Source organism: Serratia sp. Nf2 (assembly GCF_003028435.1).
In the GTDB taxonomy this organism is placed as follows: Bacteria; Pseudomonadota; Gammaproteobacteria; order Enterobacterales; family Enterobacteriaceae; genus Serratia; species Serratia marcescens_L.
Genome location: NZ_PYTW01000003.1, coordinates 142467 through 156746 on the forward strand (window position 1 = coordinate 142467; position 14280 = coordinate 156746).

At 57.5% G+C, this 14280-nt stretch carries 14 protein-coding genes and 3 tRNA genes; 12 read left to right on the top strand and 5 right to left on the bottom strand.

The genetic code is table 11. The features are described from left to right. Nucleotides 1-95 precede the first annotated feature (95 nt). Nucleotides 96-914: a C40 family peptidase gene (locus C9411_RS08455; RefSeq protein WP_025302657.1), complete on the top strand. Its 819-nt coding sequence runs from the start codon at nucleotides 96-98 to the stop codon at nucleotides 912-914. A 199-nt stretch (nucleotides 915-1113) separates the two neighbouring features. Further along, complete coding sequence (sodB, locus tag C9411_RS08460) at nucleotides 1114-1692, top strand: superoxide dismutase [Fe] (protein WP_107226866.1); 579 nt, start codon at nucleotides 1114-1116, stop codon at nucleotides 1690-1692. A gap of 61 nt (nucleotides 1693-1753) precedes the next feature. Here the strand turns inward: sodB and C9411_RS08465 are convergent, their stop codons facing one another. Next, on the bottom strand, nucleotides 1754-1843 hold the full coding sequence (locus tag C9411_RS08465) for a YnhF family membrane protein (RefSeq protein ID WP_019455989.1): 90 nt from the start codon (nucleotides 1841-1843) through the stop codon (nucleotides 1754-1756). A gap of 324 nt (nucleotides 1844-2167) precedes the next feature. Between C9411_RS08465 and purR the strand changes: the two genes are divergently transcribed. Then, complete coding sequence (gene purR, locus C9411_RS08470; RefSeq protein WP_107226867.1) at nucleotides 2168-3193, top strand: HTH-type transcriptional repressor PurR; 1026 nt, start codon at nucleotides 2168-2170, stop codon at nucleotides 3191-3193. Here purR and punR read toward each other — a convergent pair. Next, nucleotides 3190-4134: a DNA-binding transcriptional activator PunR gene (punR, locus tag C9411_RS08475; RefSeq protein ID WP_107226868.1), complete on the bottom strand. Its 945-nt coding sequence runs from the start codon at nucleotides 4132-4134 to the stop codon at nucleotides 3190-3192. The two genes, purR and punR, sit on opposite strands and share 4 nt — an antisense overlap. 123 nt (nucleotides 4135-4257) lie before the next feature. On the opposite strand from punR, the gene punC reads away from it, so the two are divergent. Both punC and cfa read left to right on the top strand, forming a co-directional pair. Continuing rightward, nucleotides 4258-5469 carry a purine nucleoside transporter PunC gene (gene punC / locus C9411_RS08480; protein ID WP_107226869.1) on the top strand — a complete coding sequence of 404 codons (1212 nt, stop codon included), beginning with the start codon at nucleotides 4258-4260 and terminating at the stop codon, nucleotides 5467-5469. A 344-nt stretch (nucleotides 5470-5813) separates the two neighbouring features. Continuing rightward, on the top strand, nucleotides 5814-6965 hold the full coding sequence (gene cfa / locus C9411_RS08485; protein ID WP_038874787.1) for a cyclopropane fatty acyl phospholipid synthase: 1152 nt from the start codon (nucleotides 5814-5816) through the stop codon (nucleotides 6963-6965). A gap of 72 nt (nucleotides 6966-7037) precedes the next feature. Here the strand turns inward: cfa and C9411_RS08490 are convergent, their stop codons facing one another. Next, a complete protein-coding gene (locus C9411_RS08490) occupies nucleotides 7038-7331 on the bottom strand; it encodes an I78 family peptidase inhibitor (RefSeq protein WP_038874785.1) in 294 nt (97 codons plus the stop codon). 54 nt (nucleotides 7332-7385) lie between these two features. Next, a complete protein-coding gene (locus tag C9411_RS08495) occupies nucleotides 7386-8036 on the bottom strand; it encodes a riboflavin synthase subunit alpha (protein WP_107226870.1) in 651 nt (216 codons plus the stop codon). Nucleotides 8037-8275: 239 nt separating this feature from the next. On the opposite strand from C9411_RS08495, the gene C9411_RS08500 reads away from it, so the two are divergent. From C9411_RS08500 to C9411_RS08530, 7 genes are all read left to right on the top strand, one after another. Beyond that, complete coding sequence (locus C9411_RS08500; protein ID WP_063989710.1) at nucleotides 8276-9652, top strand: MATE family efflux transporter; 1377 nt, start codon at nucleotides 8276-8278, stop codon at nucleotides 9650-9652. A gap of 181 nt (nucleotides 9653-9833) precedes the next feature. After that, nucleotides 9834-9910, top strand: a tRNA-Val gene (locus C9411_RS08505). A 20-nt stretch (nucleotides 9911-9930) separates the two neighbouring features. Further along, a tRNA-Val gene (locus tag C9411_RS08510) sits at nucleotides 9931-10007 on the top strand. Nucleotides 10008-10027: 20 nt separating this feature from the next. Continuing rightward, nucleotides 10028-10104 (top strand) — tRNA-Val (locus C9411_RS08515). A 117-nt stretch (nucleotides 10105-10221) separates the two neighbouring features. Beyond that, the gene (locus tag C9411_RS08520) at nucleotides 10222-10527 is read left to right on the top strand and encodes a hypothetical protein (RefSeq protein ID WP_063989709.1); all 306 of its coding nucleotides are present in this window, start codon (nucleotides 10222-10224) and stop codon (nucleotides 10525-10527) included. Nucleotides 10528-10920: 393 nt separating this feature from the next. Beyond that, the gene (pykF, locus tag C9411_RS08525; protein WP_063989708.1) at nucleotides 10921-12333 is read left to right on the top strand and encodes a pyruvate kinase PykF; all 1413 of its coding nucleotides are present in this window, start codon (nucleotides 10921-10923) and stop codon (nucleotides 12331-12333) included. A gap of 308 nt (nucleotides 12334-12641) precedes the next feature. Then, a complete protein-coding gene (locus C9411_RS08530) occupies nucleotides 12642-12878 on the top strand; it encodes a major outer membrane lipoprotein (RefSeq protein WP_004931354.1) in 237 nt (78 codons plus the stop codon). A 139-nt stretch (nucleotides 12879-13017) separates the two neighbouring features. On the opposite strand, the gene C9411_RS08535 is transcribed toward C9411_RS08530, so the two are convergent. Beyond that, complete coding sequence (locus tag C9411_RS08535; RefSeq protein ID WP_063989707.1) at nucleotides 13018-14031, bottom strand: L,D-transpeptidase family protein; 1014 nt, start codon at nucleotides 14029-14031, stop codon at nucleotides 13018-13020. Between the last annotated feature and the right edge of the window lie 249 nt (nucleotides 14032-14280).

The following is a 14280-nucleotide window of genomic DNA, read 5'->3' on the forward strand; positions in this document are numbered from 1 at the left end:
TTATTTATGAGTTCTTCGCTGTTTTATATGGCGAAATTCGGGAATACTGTAACTCTTTCGATATCCGCTTCGGGGCCAAGGTTGGTGACGTCGACATGCGTTTAATTCTTACGCTCTTTGCGCTGCTGTTTACGCAGCTCTTCTTCAATTTGGCGCACGCTGCGCCACAGGCGCGTGTTGCCGCCGAGCAGCGTAAAAGCCATGCTAATGAAGCGCGGCCCGATGACCGCAGAAAAAAGAAAGCGGACAAAGCCGCTAAAAAAGCCAAAGTGACGGCCCCTGCGAAAAAAACCAAGACCGCCAAGGCGAAAAGCGAGAAAAGCGCGAAAAAGATCGCCAGCGCCAAACCCAAGGCCAAAGCACAGAAAACCGCCAAGATTAAAGTCACCCCGCCGAAAAAGGGCTATAAAAAAGGCTATGGTCGCCACCGCGAAGCCGGTATGGCCACCGCCAAACTGGCGCGTGACGAAAAGCCGTTAAAACTCAGCCCGGCGCACAAAAAACGCTACCAGCATGCCAAGCAGACCGCGATGGCCAAGCTGATGGATCAGATGGGCAAGCCTTATCGCTGGGGCGGCAGTTCGCCGCGCACCGGTTTCGACTGCAGCGGCCTTATCTATTACGCCTATAAAGACGTGGTGAAAATCAAAATGCCGCGCACCGCCAACGAAATGTATCACCTGCGCGACGCGGCGCCGATCAAGAAAAGCGAACTGGAAAGCGGCGATCTGGTGTTCTTCCGCATCAACAACCGCGGCGTGGCGGACCATGTTGGCGTCTACCTGGGCAACGGCAAATTCATCCAGTCGCCGCGCACCGGCGAAGAGATCCGCATCAGCCAGCTCGACAATGACTATTGGCAGAACCACTACATCGGCGCACGCCGCGTAGTGACGCCGAAAACCATTCGTTAATGCCCTGCTCTGCGCGGTTGCGGCCTGGGTCGCAACCGCCTGTTCAAGCTCTCGCCCATCGCACCACCCCACGCGCATTTCTCGCTTTTCTTCCTGTTTTTTATGATGAAAATTGTTAAGATTGAAAGACCACAATAAAAAACGGCCCATATGACTCTCGCCCCGGCGGGAAGCGAATGGCGCTGTAAAGGAGGAAGCAATGTCGTTTGAATTACCTGCATTACCGTATGAGAAAAACGCGCTCGAGCCGCACATCTCCGCCGAGACCCTGGAATACCACTACGGCAAACACCACAACACCTACGTGGTTAACCTGAACAACCTGGTGAAAGGCAGCGAATTCGAGGGCAAATCGCTCGAAGAGATCATCAAGACCTCTGACGGCGGCGTCTTCAACAACGCCGCGCAGGTGTGGAACCACACCTTCTACTGGCACTGCCTGTCGCCACAGGGCGGCGGTGAACCGCAGGGCGAACTGGCGGTGGCGATCGTCAAATCCTTCGGCTCCTTCGCTGCGTTCAAAGAGCAGTTCACCGATGCCGCAGTGAAAAACTTCGGTGCCGGCTGGACCTGGCTGGTGAAAAAACCGGACGGCGCGCTGGCGATCGTCAACACCTCCAACGCGGCCACCCCGCTGACCGGTGAAGACAAACCGCTGCTGACCGTTGACGTGTGGGAACACGCGTATTACATCGATTACCGCAATGCGCGTCCAAAATACCTGGAAAACTTCTGGGCGTTGGTCAACTGGACCTTCGCCGCGGAAAACCTAGCGTAAGCGCAGGTTCTGAGGTGATGAGGCGCAGCCAGGCTGCGCCTTTTTTATAACCGGGGGTAAATCAGTTCAACGCGGCAACGAAGCTGAAAGCGATAATGACCGCCAACGCGCAGACGGTGGTGAACAGCGACATCTTCAATTCGGTATCCATGACAACTCCTTTAAAATGGGCTTTCCTAAGGATAAAAGGCGCACAATTAGTACGTCAAATCATTTTCCCACAGTTCGCCGATAAAATCTTGTTATCATTTCCCGGTTTATAATCTCGATTACCTCTTCCACTTTTGTTCAATATGCGACAAAATTCGCAGTTCACAACTGCGTACCGGCATCCATGCCCCTCCTGATTAAGCGCTGAAGACTTCAACACACTAAAAACTCAGTTTTCGCTTCTCTGGAGAAGGATCTACGTAGGCAAACGATTAACATCACACTTACATGCTGTAAACATGTGAGTTCAGGAGTCATTCCTTACATGGCAACGATTAAAGATGTGGCCAAACGCGCGGGCGTTTCCACCACCACCGTTTCGCACGTCATCAATAAGACTCGTTTCGTCGCCGAAGAGACCAAAGCGGCCGTGTGGGCCGCCATCAAAGAACTGCACTACTCGCCGAGCGCCGTGGCGCGCAGCCTGAAAGTCAATCACACCAAGTCGATCGGCCTGCTGGCCACCTCGAGCGAAGCGCCCTACTTTGCCGAAGTGATCGAGGCGGTGGAAAACAGCTGCTACAGCAAGGGCTACACCCTGATCCTGTGCAACTCACACAATAATATGGATAAGCAGCGCGCCTATCTGGCGATGCTGGCGCAAAAACGCGTCGACGGCCTGCTGGTCATGTGCTCCGAGTACCCCGATCAGCTGCTGGGCATGCTGGAAGACTACCGTAATATCCCGATGGTGGTGATGGACTGGGGCGCTGCGCGCGGCGACTTCACCGATACCATCATCGATAACGCGTTCGAAGGCGGCTATCTGGCCGGCCGTTACCTGATCGAGCGCGGCCACCGCGATATCGGCGCCATTCCGGGCCAGCTGTCGCGCAACACCGGCGGCGGCCGTCATCAGGGCTTTATGAAGGCGCTGCAGGAAGCGCATATCGACATCCGCGAAGAGTGGATCGTCCAGGGTGACTTTGAGCCGGAGTCCGGCTACAAGGCGATGCACCAAATCCTGTCGCAAAAACAGCGGCCGACCGCGGTATTCTGCGGCGGCGACATCATGGCGATGGGCGCCATCTGCGCGGCCGACGAGCTGGGGCTGCGGGTGCCACAGGATATTTCTGTGATCGGCTATGACAACGTGCGCAACGCCCGCTACTTCACCCCGGCGCTGACTACCATTCACCAGCCGAAAGAGCGTCTGGGCGAAATGGCCTTCACCATGCTGCTGGATCGCATTATCAGCAAACGCGAAGAGTCGCAGGTGATCGAAGTGCATCCGAAGCTGATCGAACGCCGCTCGGTCGCCGACGGCCCGTTCATCGACTACCGCCGCTAATCCCCCGCGCCGGAAGCCTGCGCGGCTTCCGGTTCCACCTCGCTCAGCCACTCCTGATTCAGCGTTTCCCCATCGCCCAGATACGCCAGCAGCCAGCTCATCGCCGGTGACGGTTTATCCTGCTGCCAGGTCAGGCAGCAAGGGCTGGCAGGAAACGGCTGCTGCAGCTGCAACGCCTTCAACTCACCGCGCTGCACCCGCGGCAGCGCCCGATGCGCCGGCATCATGCCGACGCACAGCCCGGCGCACAAACAGTCGAGCGCCGAAGTCCAGTCCGGCACCACCAGCCGCCGCTGGTTATCCAGCGTCCAGGTGACGCGCTTGGGCAGATTGCGCGAGGTGTCCTCCAGGCAAAGCGAAGGATACGGCCGCAGCTGATCGTCATTCAGCGGCCCCGTCAACTGCGCCAGCGGATGTTGCGGGCTGACCACGCACAGCCAGTTCATATAGCCCATGTCGCGGAAGGCGAAGCCGCCGCCGACCGGCACCGCACGGGTGGCACCGATCGCCATATCCGCCCTGCCGTCCACCAAGGCATCCCACACGCCGTTGAACACCTCGGGTTGCAGCATCAATTCGACGTCGGGGAAATGACGGTAGAAATCCAGCACCAGTTGGCGGCTGCGCTGCGGTTTGACGATGATGTCGACCGCGATATTCAGCTGGCCGCGCCACCCGTTAGCCACCTGCTGACAGTGGCGGCGAGTGTCGAGCATTTTTTTGATAACAACTCGCGCATCCTTGATAAACAACGCGCCGGCCGGCGTCAACTCCACGTCGCGGTGACGCCGCTCAAACAGCGGCACCGCCAGCCATTGCTCCAGCTGCCGTACGGTATAGCTCACCGCCGACGGCACCCGGTGCAGCTCCTGCGCCGCCGCGCTGAAACTGCCGGTACGCGCCACTGCGTCGACCACTTCAAGAGAATATTCAGACCACATCGCTTTGCCTTCAATTTTTTTAACAGCACTTTGCAAATATTACCGTTTCACAAGCAGAGATCCAGCCGGATACACTGGCCGGCGCTAAAAACCTGCGACACTAAAATATTAACGAGAAATACCATGCGAAATTCCTTTGGCTTTATGTTCTACCTCGCCGGCCTGAGCATGCTGGGTTATCTGGCGACCGATATGTACCTCCCCGCCTTCGGCGCCATGCGGGAGGAACTGCAAATTTCCGCCGGCGCGGTGAGCGCCAGCCTGAGCATCTTCCTGGCCGGCTTCGCCTTCGCGCAGCTGCTGTGGGGGCCGCTCTCCGACCGCCTGGGCCGCAAACCGGTATTATTGATCGGCCTGACGCTGTTCGCCCTCGGCTGCCTGGGCATGCTGTGGGTAGAGAACGCCGTGCAGCTCTGGATCCTGCGCTTTATTCAGGCCGTCGGCGTCTGTTCCGCCGCCGCCATCTGGCAAGCGCTGGTGGTCGACCGCTATCGCGAAGGCCAGGCCAACCGCGTATTCGCCACCATCATGCCGCTGGTCGCGCTGTCGCCGGCGCTGGCGCCGCTGCTGGGCGCCTGGCTGTTGAACCACGCCAGCTGGCGCGCGATCTTCGCCGTGCTGCTGGCCATCACCGTACTGCTGCTGCTACCGACGCTGATGCTCAAAGAGCGCGCCAAAACGCAGCCCACCGCCGAGGCGCCAAAAAACGGCGTCAGCTTCTGGCGACTGTTGAAATCCCCGGTGTTCAGCGGCAACGTCGCCATGTATGCCGCCTGCTCGGCAGGCTTCTTCGCCTGGCTGACCGGCTCGCCGTTCATCCTCGGTGATATGGGCTATGGCCCGAGCGACATCGGTCTGAGCTATGTGCCGCAGACGCTGGCTTTCCTGCTGGGGGGCTATGGCTGCCGTGCCGCGCTCAAGCGCATCAATGGCAAAACCCTGCTGCCGTGGCTGCTGGTAGCTTATGGTGTCAGCATGGTGGCGCTGTATCTGGTGGCGACCCTGACCGCACCGACGCTCACCACGCTGCTGATCCCGTTCTGCGTGATGGCGCTGGTCAACGGCGCCGGCTACCCGATAATGGTGGCGAATGCGCTGATGCCGTTCCCGGAAAGCAGTGGCAAGGCCGCCGCGCTGCAAAATACGCTGCAGCTGGGGCTGTGCTTTGTGGCGAGCATGCTGGTGTCGGCGTTCATTGCCCAGCCGCTGTTGGCGACGGTGACGGTAATGGTATCGACGGTGATCCTGGCCGCGCTGGGGTATTTCCTGCAGCGGGGAAAAGCGGCTGACGCGCAGCAAAAAGCGCAGCGGGAACATGCTAACTCAGCGTCATAATTACCAAGTTTAATAATCACTTAAAGAATATGTGTGCCGAGTGCGATTTACAGTTGAGTCAACGCCTCGGCACGCCTATACTCAAAAACAACCTTGTAAAGTAACACCTTATAATCTCTATATCTCAATTAGCACTTGTGTACGCGCTTTGCGTCACACTCTTTTTTTAAGGATGCGTTTATCCCGCGCCGTTCGCGCCGGGTCGTTTCTTTAAATTTCCTCTGTTCATAGTCGGATATCAGACGCCGCGGGCCTATTTTCCGCCGGTAAACGTATGCACCCGCAGAAATTGTCTAAGCTGTTTCCTAACGGGTCATCAGTCAGAAGAAGGTGATGGAGAAGCTATGAGTTCATCGTGTATAGAAGATCTGAGCATCCAGGACAATCAGTGGTACCGTATCGCGCACGAAATGCTCGGTCTGGCCGGCATTGAAATCAACGGATCGCGCCCTTTCGATATTCAGGTTAAAAACCCCGATTTCTTTAAACGCGTCCTGCAGCAAGGGTCGCTGGGCCTGGGCGAAAGCTACATGGACGGTTGGTGGGAGTGCGAACGGCTGGATATGTTCTTCCAGCGCGTGGTCAGCGCCGGGCTGGAGAAGAAACTCCCCCACCACCTGAAAGATACCCTGCGTATCGCCGCCGCGCGCCTGACCAACCTGCAATCGAAAAAGCGCGCCTGGATCGTCGGCAAAGAACATTACGATCTCGGCAACGATCTGTTTACCCTGATGCTCGATCCTTACATGCAATATTCCTGCGGCTACTGGAAAGACGCCACCACGCTGGAGGAAGCGCAGGAAGCGAAGCTGCGGATGATCTGCGAAAAACTGCAGCTGCAGCCAGGTATGCGCCTGCTGGACATCGGCTGCGGCTGGGGCGGTCTTTCCGCCTATGCGGCGAAGCATTACGGCGTGTCAGTGGTCGGCGTAACCATTTCTGCCGAACAGCAGAAGCTGGCTCAGGCGCGCTGCGCCGGGCTGGATGTGCAGATCCTGCTGCAGGATTACCGCGATCTGCATCAGCAGTTCGATCGCATCGTCTCGGTCGGCATGTTCGAGCACGTCGGGCCGAAAAACTACCGCACCTATTTCAACGTGGTAGAGCGCAATCTGGCGCCGCACGGCCTGTTCCTGCTGCACACTATCGGCTCCAACAAAACCGACATGAACGTCGATCCGTGGATCAACAAGTACATTTTCCCGAACGGCTGTCTGCCTTCAGTGAGCCATATCGCCGAAGCCAGCGAAGGCCATTTCGTGATGGAAGACTGGCACAACATCGGTGCCGACTACGATCGCACACTGATGGCCTGGTTCGAACGCTTCAAGCAGGCGTGGCCGCAGCTTGCCCCGCGCTATTCCGAACGCTTCGAGCGGATGTTCAGCTACTACCTGAATGCCTGCGCCGGCGCGTTCCGGGCGCGCGATCTGCAGCTGTGGCAGGTGGTGTTCAGCCCGAAAGGCGTTGAAGGCGGCATCCGCGTCGCCCGTTGAATGCTTTCCCGATAAAAAAGCCCCGGCAACATCATCGTCGGGGCTTTTTTTTGCTCTTTCGGACCCTGCGGGTTAACCGCAATAAACGCGAATGATTTTATCGTTGCTATCGCCAAGGAAGTTCAGACGGCGCAGGTTGAAATCCATGGTGACGGCAGAGTTGTACGGAATGGCGCGCACCTTGGCGTCGATCCGCACGCCTTCCAGCGAGGTCATCGGCTTACCGACGAAGTTTTGATACTGCGAAGCACCGCAGGTATCGTCCGCATCGGCCATTTGCGCGCCGGCGCCCTGCTCAGGTGAGCTGCTGCAGGCGCTCAGCGCCAGCAACGCGGTTAACAACAACGTTTTCCCATAAAACTTCACGCGTTTCTCCTCTCTGCTTATGATTCGATACCGGCGGCAACGCCAGAATCGCTGTCAGTCTTTATGCGCCGGCGCCATCGCCGCCGCCAGCGTCGCTTCCCGGTTGGCCAGCACGCGCTCGACGGTGTCCACCACCGCCTGCGTTTGCGGATCGATTTCGATGTTCACCTTATCACCCAGACGTTTCTGACCCAGCGTGGTGCGATCCAGCGTTTCCGGGATCAGGTGCACGCAGAAACGGTTATTCACCACTTCGCCGATGGTCAGGCTAATGCCGTCAATGCCGATGAAACCTTTGTGCAGCACATATTTCATCAATTCCGCATTCGGCATGCGCAGCCAGACCTGGCGATTATTTTCCGAGGTATAAATCTTGGCCACTTCCGCCGTGCAGATAATATGGCCGGACATCAAATGGCCGCCAATTTCGTCATTGAACTTTGCCGCGCGCTCGATATTGACGATGTCGCCGAGCGCCAGGTCGCCGAGGTTGGTCAGGCGCAACGTTTCCTTGATCAAATCGAAGCTGACACGGTTGCCTTCCACCGCGGTCACGGTCAGGCAGCAGCCGTTATGGGCCACCGACGCGCCCAGCTCCAGCCCCGGCAACAGCTCGGCAGGCATCTCGATCACGTGGGTGCGGAAATTGGGTTTCTCATCAATGGCGACCAGCGGCGCGGTGCCTTGTACGATACCGGTGAACATATGTGCCTCTTCTTGCTAAATAGGTTAAAACGCTCCCGGCAGTTTGCCCCAGTTGGCGCTGAAAACCAAATCCGCGTAGGCAAAAAACGCGGGCCTGCGCATTTAATAACTATTTATCTGCGGCGTTTGCTTAACGACGCCGAGCAGGTACAATCTTTTTGACAAAATTCCGCTATTTTAATTGTTGTCCTCTCGCGACAGCCCTCCCTCCCACATATATAAATAGAAAAGGTGTATGCGTGCAGAAGTACTTAATTGAAGCGCGTAGTTTATTGGCTCTCGCTATCCCGGTCATCATCGCGCAAATATCGCAAACCGCCATGGGCGTGGTGGATACCATCATGGCCGGCGCATATAGTGCCACCGACATGGCAGCGGTTGCGGTCGGCACCTCCATCTGGCTGCCGGCCATCCTGTTCGGCCACGGCCTGCTGCTGGCGCTGACCCCGGTTATCGCTCAGCTTAACGGCGCCGGGCGACGCGATCGCATCGGTCATCAGGTGCGTCAGGGTTTTTGGCTGGCTTCCGGCGTGTCCGTGCTGCTGATCGTGGTGTTGTATAACTGCAAGTTCGTCATCGATATGATGCACAACATCGATCCGCAGCTGGCAGATAAAGCCGTCGGCTATCTGCACGCCATCATGTGGGGCGCGCCGGGTTACCTGTTCTTCCAGGTGATGCGCAACCAGTGCGAGGGGCTGTCCAAAACCAAGCCCGGCATGGTGATCGGCTTCCTCGGCCTGCTGGTGAATATTCCGATCAACTACATCTTCATCTACGGCAAGTTCGGCATGCCGGAGCTGGGCGGCGTCGGCTGCGGCGTCGCCACCGGCAGCGTCTACTGGATCATGTTCCTGATGATGCGCTGGTACGTGAAGCGTGCGCCCTCGCAGCGCGACATCAAACGCCAGGCAGGCGATCTCGGCGGCCCGGACTGGGCGGCGCTGAAGCGCCTGATCGGCATCGGCATGCCGGTGGCGCTGGCGCTGTTCTTCGAAGTCACCCTGTTCGCCGTGGTGGCGCTGCTGGTTTCGCCGCTCGGGATCGTTGCGGTCGCCGGCCACCAGATCGCGCTTAACTTCAGCGCGCTGATGTTCGTGCTGCCGCTGTCGCTGGGCGTCGGCGCCACCATCCGCGTCGGTTACCGTCTGGGGGAAGGTTCGGTCGAAGGCGCGCGCGTCGCCGCCTACTCCGCCATCGGCGTCGGCGTCACCATGGCCGTCTGCACCGCGCTGTTTACCGCCACCTTGCGCGAACCGATCGCCCTGCTGTACAACGACAGCCCGGCAGTGGTGGCGATGGCCTCGCAGCTGATGCTGTTGGCGGCGCTGTACCAGATTTCGGATTCGGTCCAGGTGATCGGCAGCGGCGTGCTGCGTGGTTATAAAGATACCCGCGCGATCTTCTTCATCACCTTTATCGCTTATTGGGTGTTGGGCCTGCCGAGCGGCTATCTGCTGGCGTTAACCGACGTGGTGGTGCCGGCGATGGGGCCGAGCGGTTTCTGGATCGGTTTTATCATCGGCCTGACCTTCGCCGCCATCATGATGGCGCTGCGCATGCGTTGGCTGCAGAAACAGCCGACCGCCGTCATCCTGCAGCGATCCACGCGCTGAGCCCACGCCCGGCCGGTTTCCTCCCCGGCCGGGCCGCGGTTTGCGGAAAAAAACGCCGGACTGCGCACAACCTCAGCAATCGCGTGAAATACCGAATAAAATTGCGCTTTTCCCCTTGCCAGCACGCGGGTAGCTCGTTAATATTCGTCCCCGCTGTCAGCCATGACAGACAGGAAAAGATGCGTCCGTAGCTCAGTTGGTTAGAGCACCACCTTGACATGGTGGGGGTCGGTGGTTCGAGTCCACTCGGACGCACCAAACTCCTGAAGCAGTACAGTGCGTCCGTAGCTCAGTTGGTTAGAGCACCACCTTGACATGGTGGGGGTCGGTGGTTCGAGTCCACTCGGACGCACCAAATTTCAGAAGCAGCCCAGTGCGTCCGTAGCTCAGTTGGTTAGAGCACCACCTTGACATGGTGGGGGTCGGTGGTTCGAGTCCACTCGGACGCACCATATTGCTGATTCATCTCACCTTGTCGCTTTATACTTCCCGTTGTATCGTCTCTGCCGACCGCCCAATTATGATGCCGTTCGCGCCGTGCTACCGCCACCAACCATCAGGAACGCCACATGACCAGCTTTACCGCCAAAACCGCCTTTTTACCGCTCGGCAATGGCCCTGCCCGCCGTGAAGGCGTGATGAGCGACGGTTCACCGGCGGCGGAAGTGCGTTTCGAGACCGGCGACTTCGGCCAACTGCAAAAACTCCCACACGCATTGCAAACCCGGGTGATCTCCGGTGAATTCGAGTTTACCCTCGGCGGCGACACCCGGGTGGTACGGGCCGGCGAGAGCCTGATATTGCCGGCCAACGTCGCCAGCGGTTGCTTCTGCCTGAGCGCCGGCGTGCTGCTGGAAATCCCCCAAACACGCTAACCCATAGGTACAAAAAGGTTATTTGCGCAACAAGCAACCCACAACGCGTTGCATTTGCGCCACATTTAGCCCCGTTTTGCTATATCCGCCGCACCGCCGCGGTTTTTTATTTTGTTTCCCGCCGCTTAGCCTTTATAATGCGCAACGTCTATCAGTTGAATGGTTTCAGCCCTTGATCTGCGAAAACGCAATAACAACACGATGTGATCTTACCCCGTTGCGCAGCATCCCCGCGCCCCCGCGCGGGCTGAATTTTTCCGCCCCGCTTCAACTGTCGTCACCTATCCTTAATTATGTTTTTCACCGCCAGGCACGACCCAAATTCCCAACCGGCGTAAGCCGCGCCGGTCAAATTCGTTTTTTTATCCATCACAACTTATAGAAAACTCCGCCATGAAAAAGACCAAAATTGTTTGTACCATCGGTCCAAAAACCGAATCGGAAGAAATGCTGACCAACCTGCTCAATGCAGGCATGAACGTGATGCGTCTCAACTTCTCTCACGGCGACTATGAAGAGCACGGCAACCGCATCAAGAACATGCGCGCCGTGATGGCGAAAACCGGTATCAACGCCGGCATCCTGCTGGATACCAAAGGCCCGGAAATTCGCACCATGAAACTGGAAGGCGGTAAAGACGCCTCGCTGGTCGCCGGCCAAACCTTCACTTTCACCACCGACCAGAGCGTGATCGGCAACAGCGATCGCGTAGCGGTCACCTACGCCGGCTTCGCCGCCGACCTGAAGATCGGCAACACCGTGCTGGTTGACGACGGCCTGATCGGCATGGAAGTCACCAATGTGACCGAAAACGAAGTCATTTGTAAGGTGCTGAACAACGGCGACCTGGGCGAGAACAAGGGCGTCAACCTGCCGGGCGTTTCCATCCAGTTGCCTGCGCTGGCCGAAAAAGACAAACGCGACCTGATCTTCGGTTGCGAACAAGGCGTCGACTTCGTGGCGGCGTCCTTCATCCGTAAACGCTCTGACGTGCTGGAGATCCGCGAACACCTGAAAGCCCACGGCGGCGAGCAGATCCAGATCATCTCCAAGATCGAAAACCAGGAAGGCCTGAACAACTTCGACGAGATCCTCGAAGCGTCCGACGGCATCATGGTTGCCCGTGGCGACTTGGGCGTCGAGATCCCGGTCGAAGAAGTGATCTTTGCCCAGAAGATGATGATTGAGAAATGCAACCGCGCGCGTAAAGTGGTGATCACCGCCACCCAGATGCTCGACTCCATGATCAAGAACCCGCGCCCTACCCGCGCGGAAGCCGGCGACGTCGCCAACGCCATCCTGGACGGCACCGATGCCGTCATGCTGTCCGGCGAAAGCGCCAAGGGCAAATACCCGCTGGAAGCCGTCAACATCATGGCGACCATCTGCGAGCGTACCGATCGCGTGATGCCAAGCCGCATCGACGCTCTGAACGATCGTCGCAAGCTGCGCATCACCGAAGCAGTATGCCGCGGCGCGGTTGAAACCGCCGAGAAACTGGACGCGCCGCTGATCGTGGTCGCCACCAGCGGCGGCAAGTCGGCGAAATCCGTGCGTAAATACTTCCCGAACGCGGTGATCCTGGCGCTGACCACCAATGAGACTACCGCGCATCAGCTGGTGCTGAGCAAGGGCGTCATCCCACAGATGGTCAAGGAAATCGCCTCTACCGACGACTTCTACCGCATCGGTAAAGAAGCCGCGCTGGCCAGCGGCCTGGCGCAGAAAGGCGACGTCGTGGTGATGGTTTCCGGCGCGCTGGTGCCGAGCGGCACCACCAACACGGCCTCGGTACACGTGCTGTAATATAAAACGTGACATAATTGCCTTGATCAAAACGCCGCTTTGCGGCGTTTTTTTTATCGGCAGTAAACTATTTTTCTCAAAACGCAACCGCGATCCGCTCATTATTTAGCTAATAAAGAATCGGAGTAGTCCCATGGAAGCCGGCTGTTTTCCCTCGTTTTTTTAACTAATTTGTAAAACCAGATGCAAGTTTGAGCGAACGATCAAAATAAAGCACCTCAACACTAAAAAATTATTCTCTTTCGAAAAAAGTTTGTGTAATACTTGTAACGCTACATGGAGATTAACTCAATCTAGAGGGTGTTATAATGAATCGTACTAAACTGGTACTGGGCGCGGTAATCCTGGGTTCCACTCTGCTGGCTGGCTGCTCTAGCAACGCTAAAATCGATCAACTGTCTTCTGACGTTCAGACTCTGAACGCTAAAGTTGATCAGCTGAGCAACGACGTGAACGCAATGCGTTCTGACGTTCAAGCTGCTAAAGACGACGCAGCACGCGCTAACCAGCGTCTGGACAACCAAGCTCACGCTTACAAAAAGTAAGATAGCTTTGGTTATTGAAAACGGCGCACAGTGTGCGCCGTTTTTTTTGCCTGCTCATCAGCCCTGGGGCTCTCCTTCGGCAGATAAAAAAAGAGGCTCAGCACGCTGAACCCCTCTTCGACCGCTCAATCCTGCAAACTCAGTTCACGGAACTGATTGGCGCTGCCTTGAATGGGCTCTTATTCGTCGCAGGCGCCGCTACAGGCGTCAAACTCACCGCCGACGGGCTCTCCCCTACATTGACCAGTACCGGCATGCCAGAACGGCGTACAACCGCGCTATCGAACACGGCGCGATCGGTCTGACCATCCGCAGCAAAGGCTTTCTCCGCTTTAGACAACGCGATCGGCATGGTCTGCGGATCGTCGCTTTCCACCCGCGACAGTGGCTGGTGTACTTCCACATAGCGTTTGCCGTCCGGCTCAACCGAAATCTTCACCGGATCGTTGATCACCTGCACCCGCGTACCGCGCGGCACCATATTGAACAGCGCTTCAATGTCCGTCGGACGCAGACGAATACAGCCGGAGCTGACGCGCATGCCGATACCGAAGTTGGCGTTGGTGCCGTGGATCAGGTATTCACCGCGCCCCATCGCCAGACGCAGGGCGAACAACCCCATAGGGTTCTCAGGGCCGGCCGGCACTACCGCAGGCAGCGTCACGCCCTGGGACTGATAGCGTTTGCGGATGTTGGCGGTAGGCGTCCAGGTCGGGTTGGGGATCTTCTGGCTGACAGAGGTCACCTCCAGCGGCGTGTGCATCCCGGTCTGGCCGATACCGATCGGATAGACGATCACTTTATTCTCGCCTTTCGGGTAGTAGTAAAGGCGCAGCTCGGCCAGGTTGACGACGATCCCTTCACGCTTGGTGTCGGGCAGCAGCATTTGGGTCGGAATGGTCAGCACCGTACCCGGCTTGGGCAGGAACGGGTCGGTGCCGGGGTTGGCTTCCAACATGCCCAGCAGGCCAATCTTGTAGTCGGCGGCGATCGCCTCCAGCGGACGGCCGTCGTTTGGCACGGTATAAGTGGTGTTTTCACCGATCAGACGGCTGTCCGGCGGCGGCAGCGGGTATTCGGTCGCACTGGCGGCCTGCGTGCCGGCCAATACAGTGGCGAAGACCATGCCCATTAAACTCAACGCACGTTTCATTATCATCCCTATATTTTTTATGACGGTTCGCCCCCAAGGCTAACGAGCGCCTGGCGGTGGGTAAATCAGACAATACCTGATTAATACTAGCAATGCTGGTATCAAAGGCAATAAGTCCTCTAAAAATCAACACGTTATAACGTAATCGTTGCCGCTGATTGTCAACGAAACGTCAACAGGTAAGCTGCTGAAATATCACTGAATAGAGGGCGTTGTCCGGGGGAAAACTGCGGATTGTAAAGACTCATT

Coding starts and splice junctions, on each gene's coding strand:
- C9411_RS08465 (WP_019455989.1), bottom strand. CDS start 1,843: ATGGATACCGAATTGAAGATGTCGCTGTTCACCACCGTCTGCGCGTTG.
- sodB (WP_107226866.1), top strand. CDS start 1,114: ATGTCGTTTGAATTACCTGCATTACCGTATGAGAAAAACGCGCTCGAG.
- C9411_RS08520 (WP_063989709.1), top strand. CDS start 10,222: ATGACCAGCTTTACCGCCAAAACCGCCTTTTTACCGCTCGGCAATGGC.
- punR (WP_107226868.1), bottom strand. CDS start 4,134: ATGTGGTCTGAATATTCTCTTGAAGTGGTCGACGCAGTGGCGCGTACC.
- cfa (WP_038874787.1), top strand. CDS start 5,814: ATGAGTTCATCGTGTATAGAAGATCTGAGCATCCAGGACAATCAGTGG.
- punC (WP_107226869.1), top strand. CDS start 4,258: ATGCGAAATTCCTTTGGCTTTATGTTCTACCTCGCCGGCCTGAGCATG.
- C9411_RS08530 (WP_004931354.1), top strand. CDS start 12,642: ATGAATCGTACTAAACTGGTACTGGGCGCGGTAATCCTGGGTTCCACT.
- C9411_RS08455 (WP_025302657.1), top strand. CDS start 96: ATGCGTTTAATTCTTACGCTCTTTGCGCTGCTGTTTACGCAGCTCTTC.
- C9411_RS08535 (WP_063989707.1), bottom strand. CDS start 14,031: ATGAAACGTGCGTTGAGTTTAATGGGCATGGTCTTCGCCACTGTATTG.
- purR (WP_107226867.1), top strand. CDS start 2,168: ATGGCAACGATTAAAGATGTGGCCAAACGCGCGGGCGTTTCCACCACC.
- pykF (WP_063989708.1), top strand. CDS start 10,921: ATGAAAAAGACCAAAATTGTTTGTACCATCGGTCCAAAAACCGAATCG.
- C9411_RS08495 (WP_107226870.1), bottom strand. CDS start 8,036: ATGTTCACCGGTATCGTACAAGGCACCGCGCCGCTGGTCGCCATTGAT.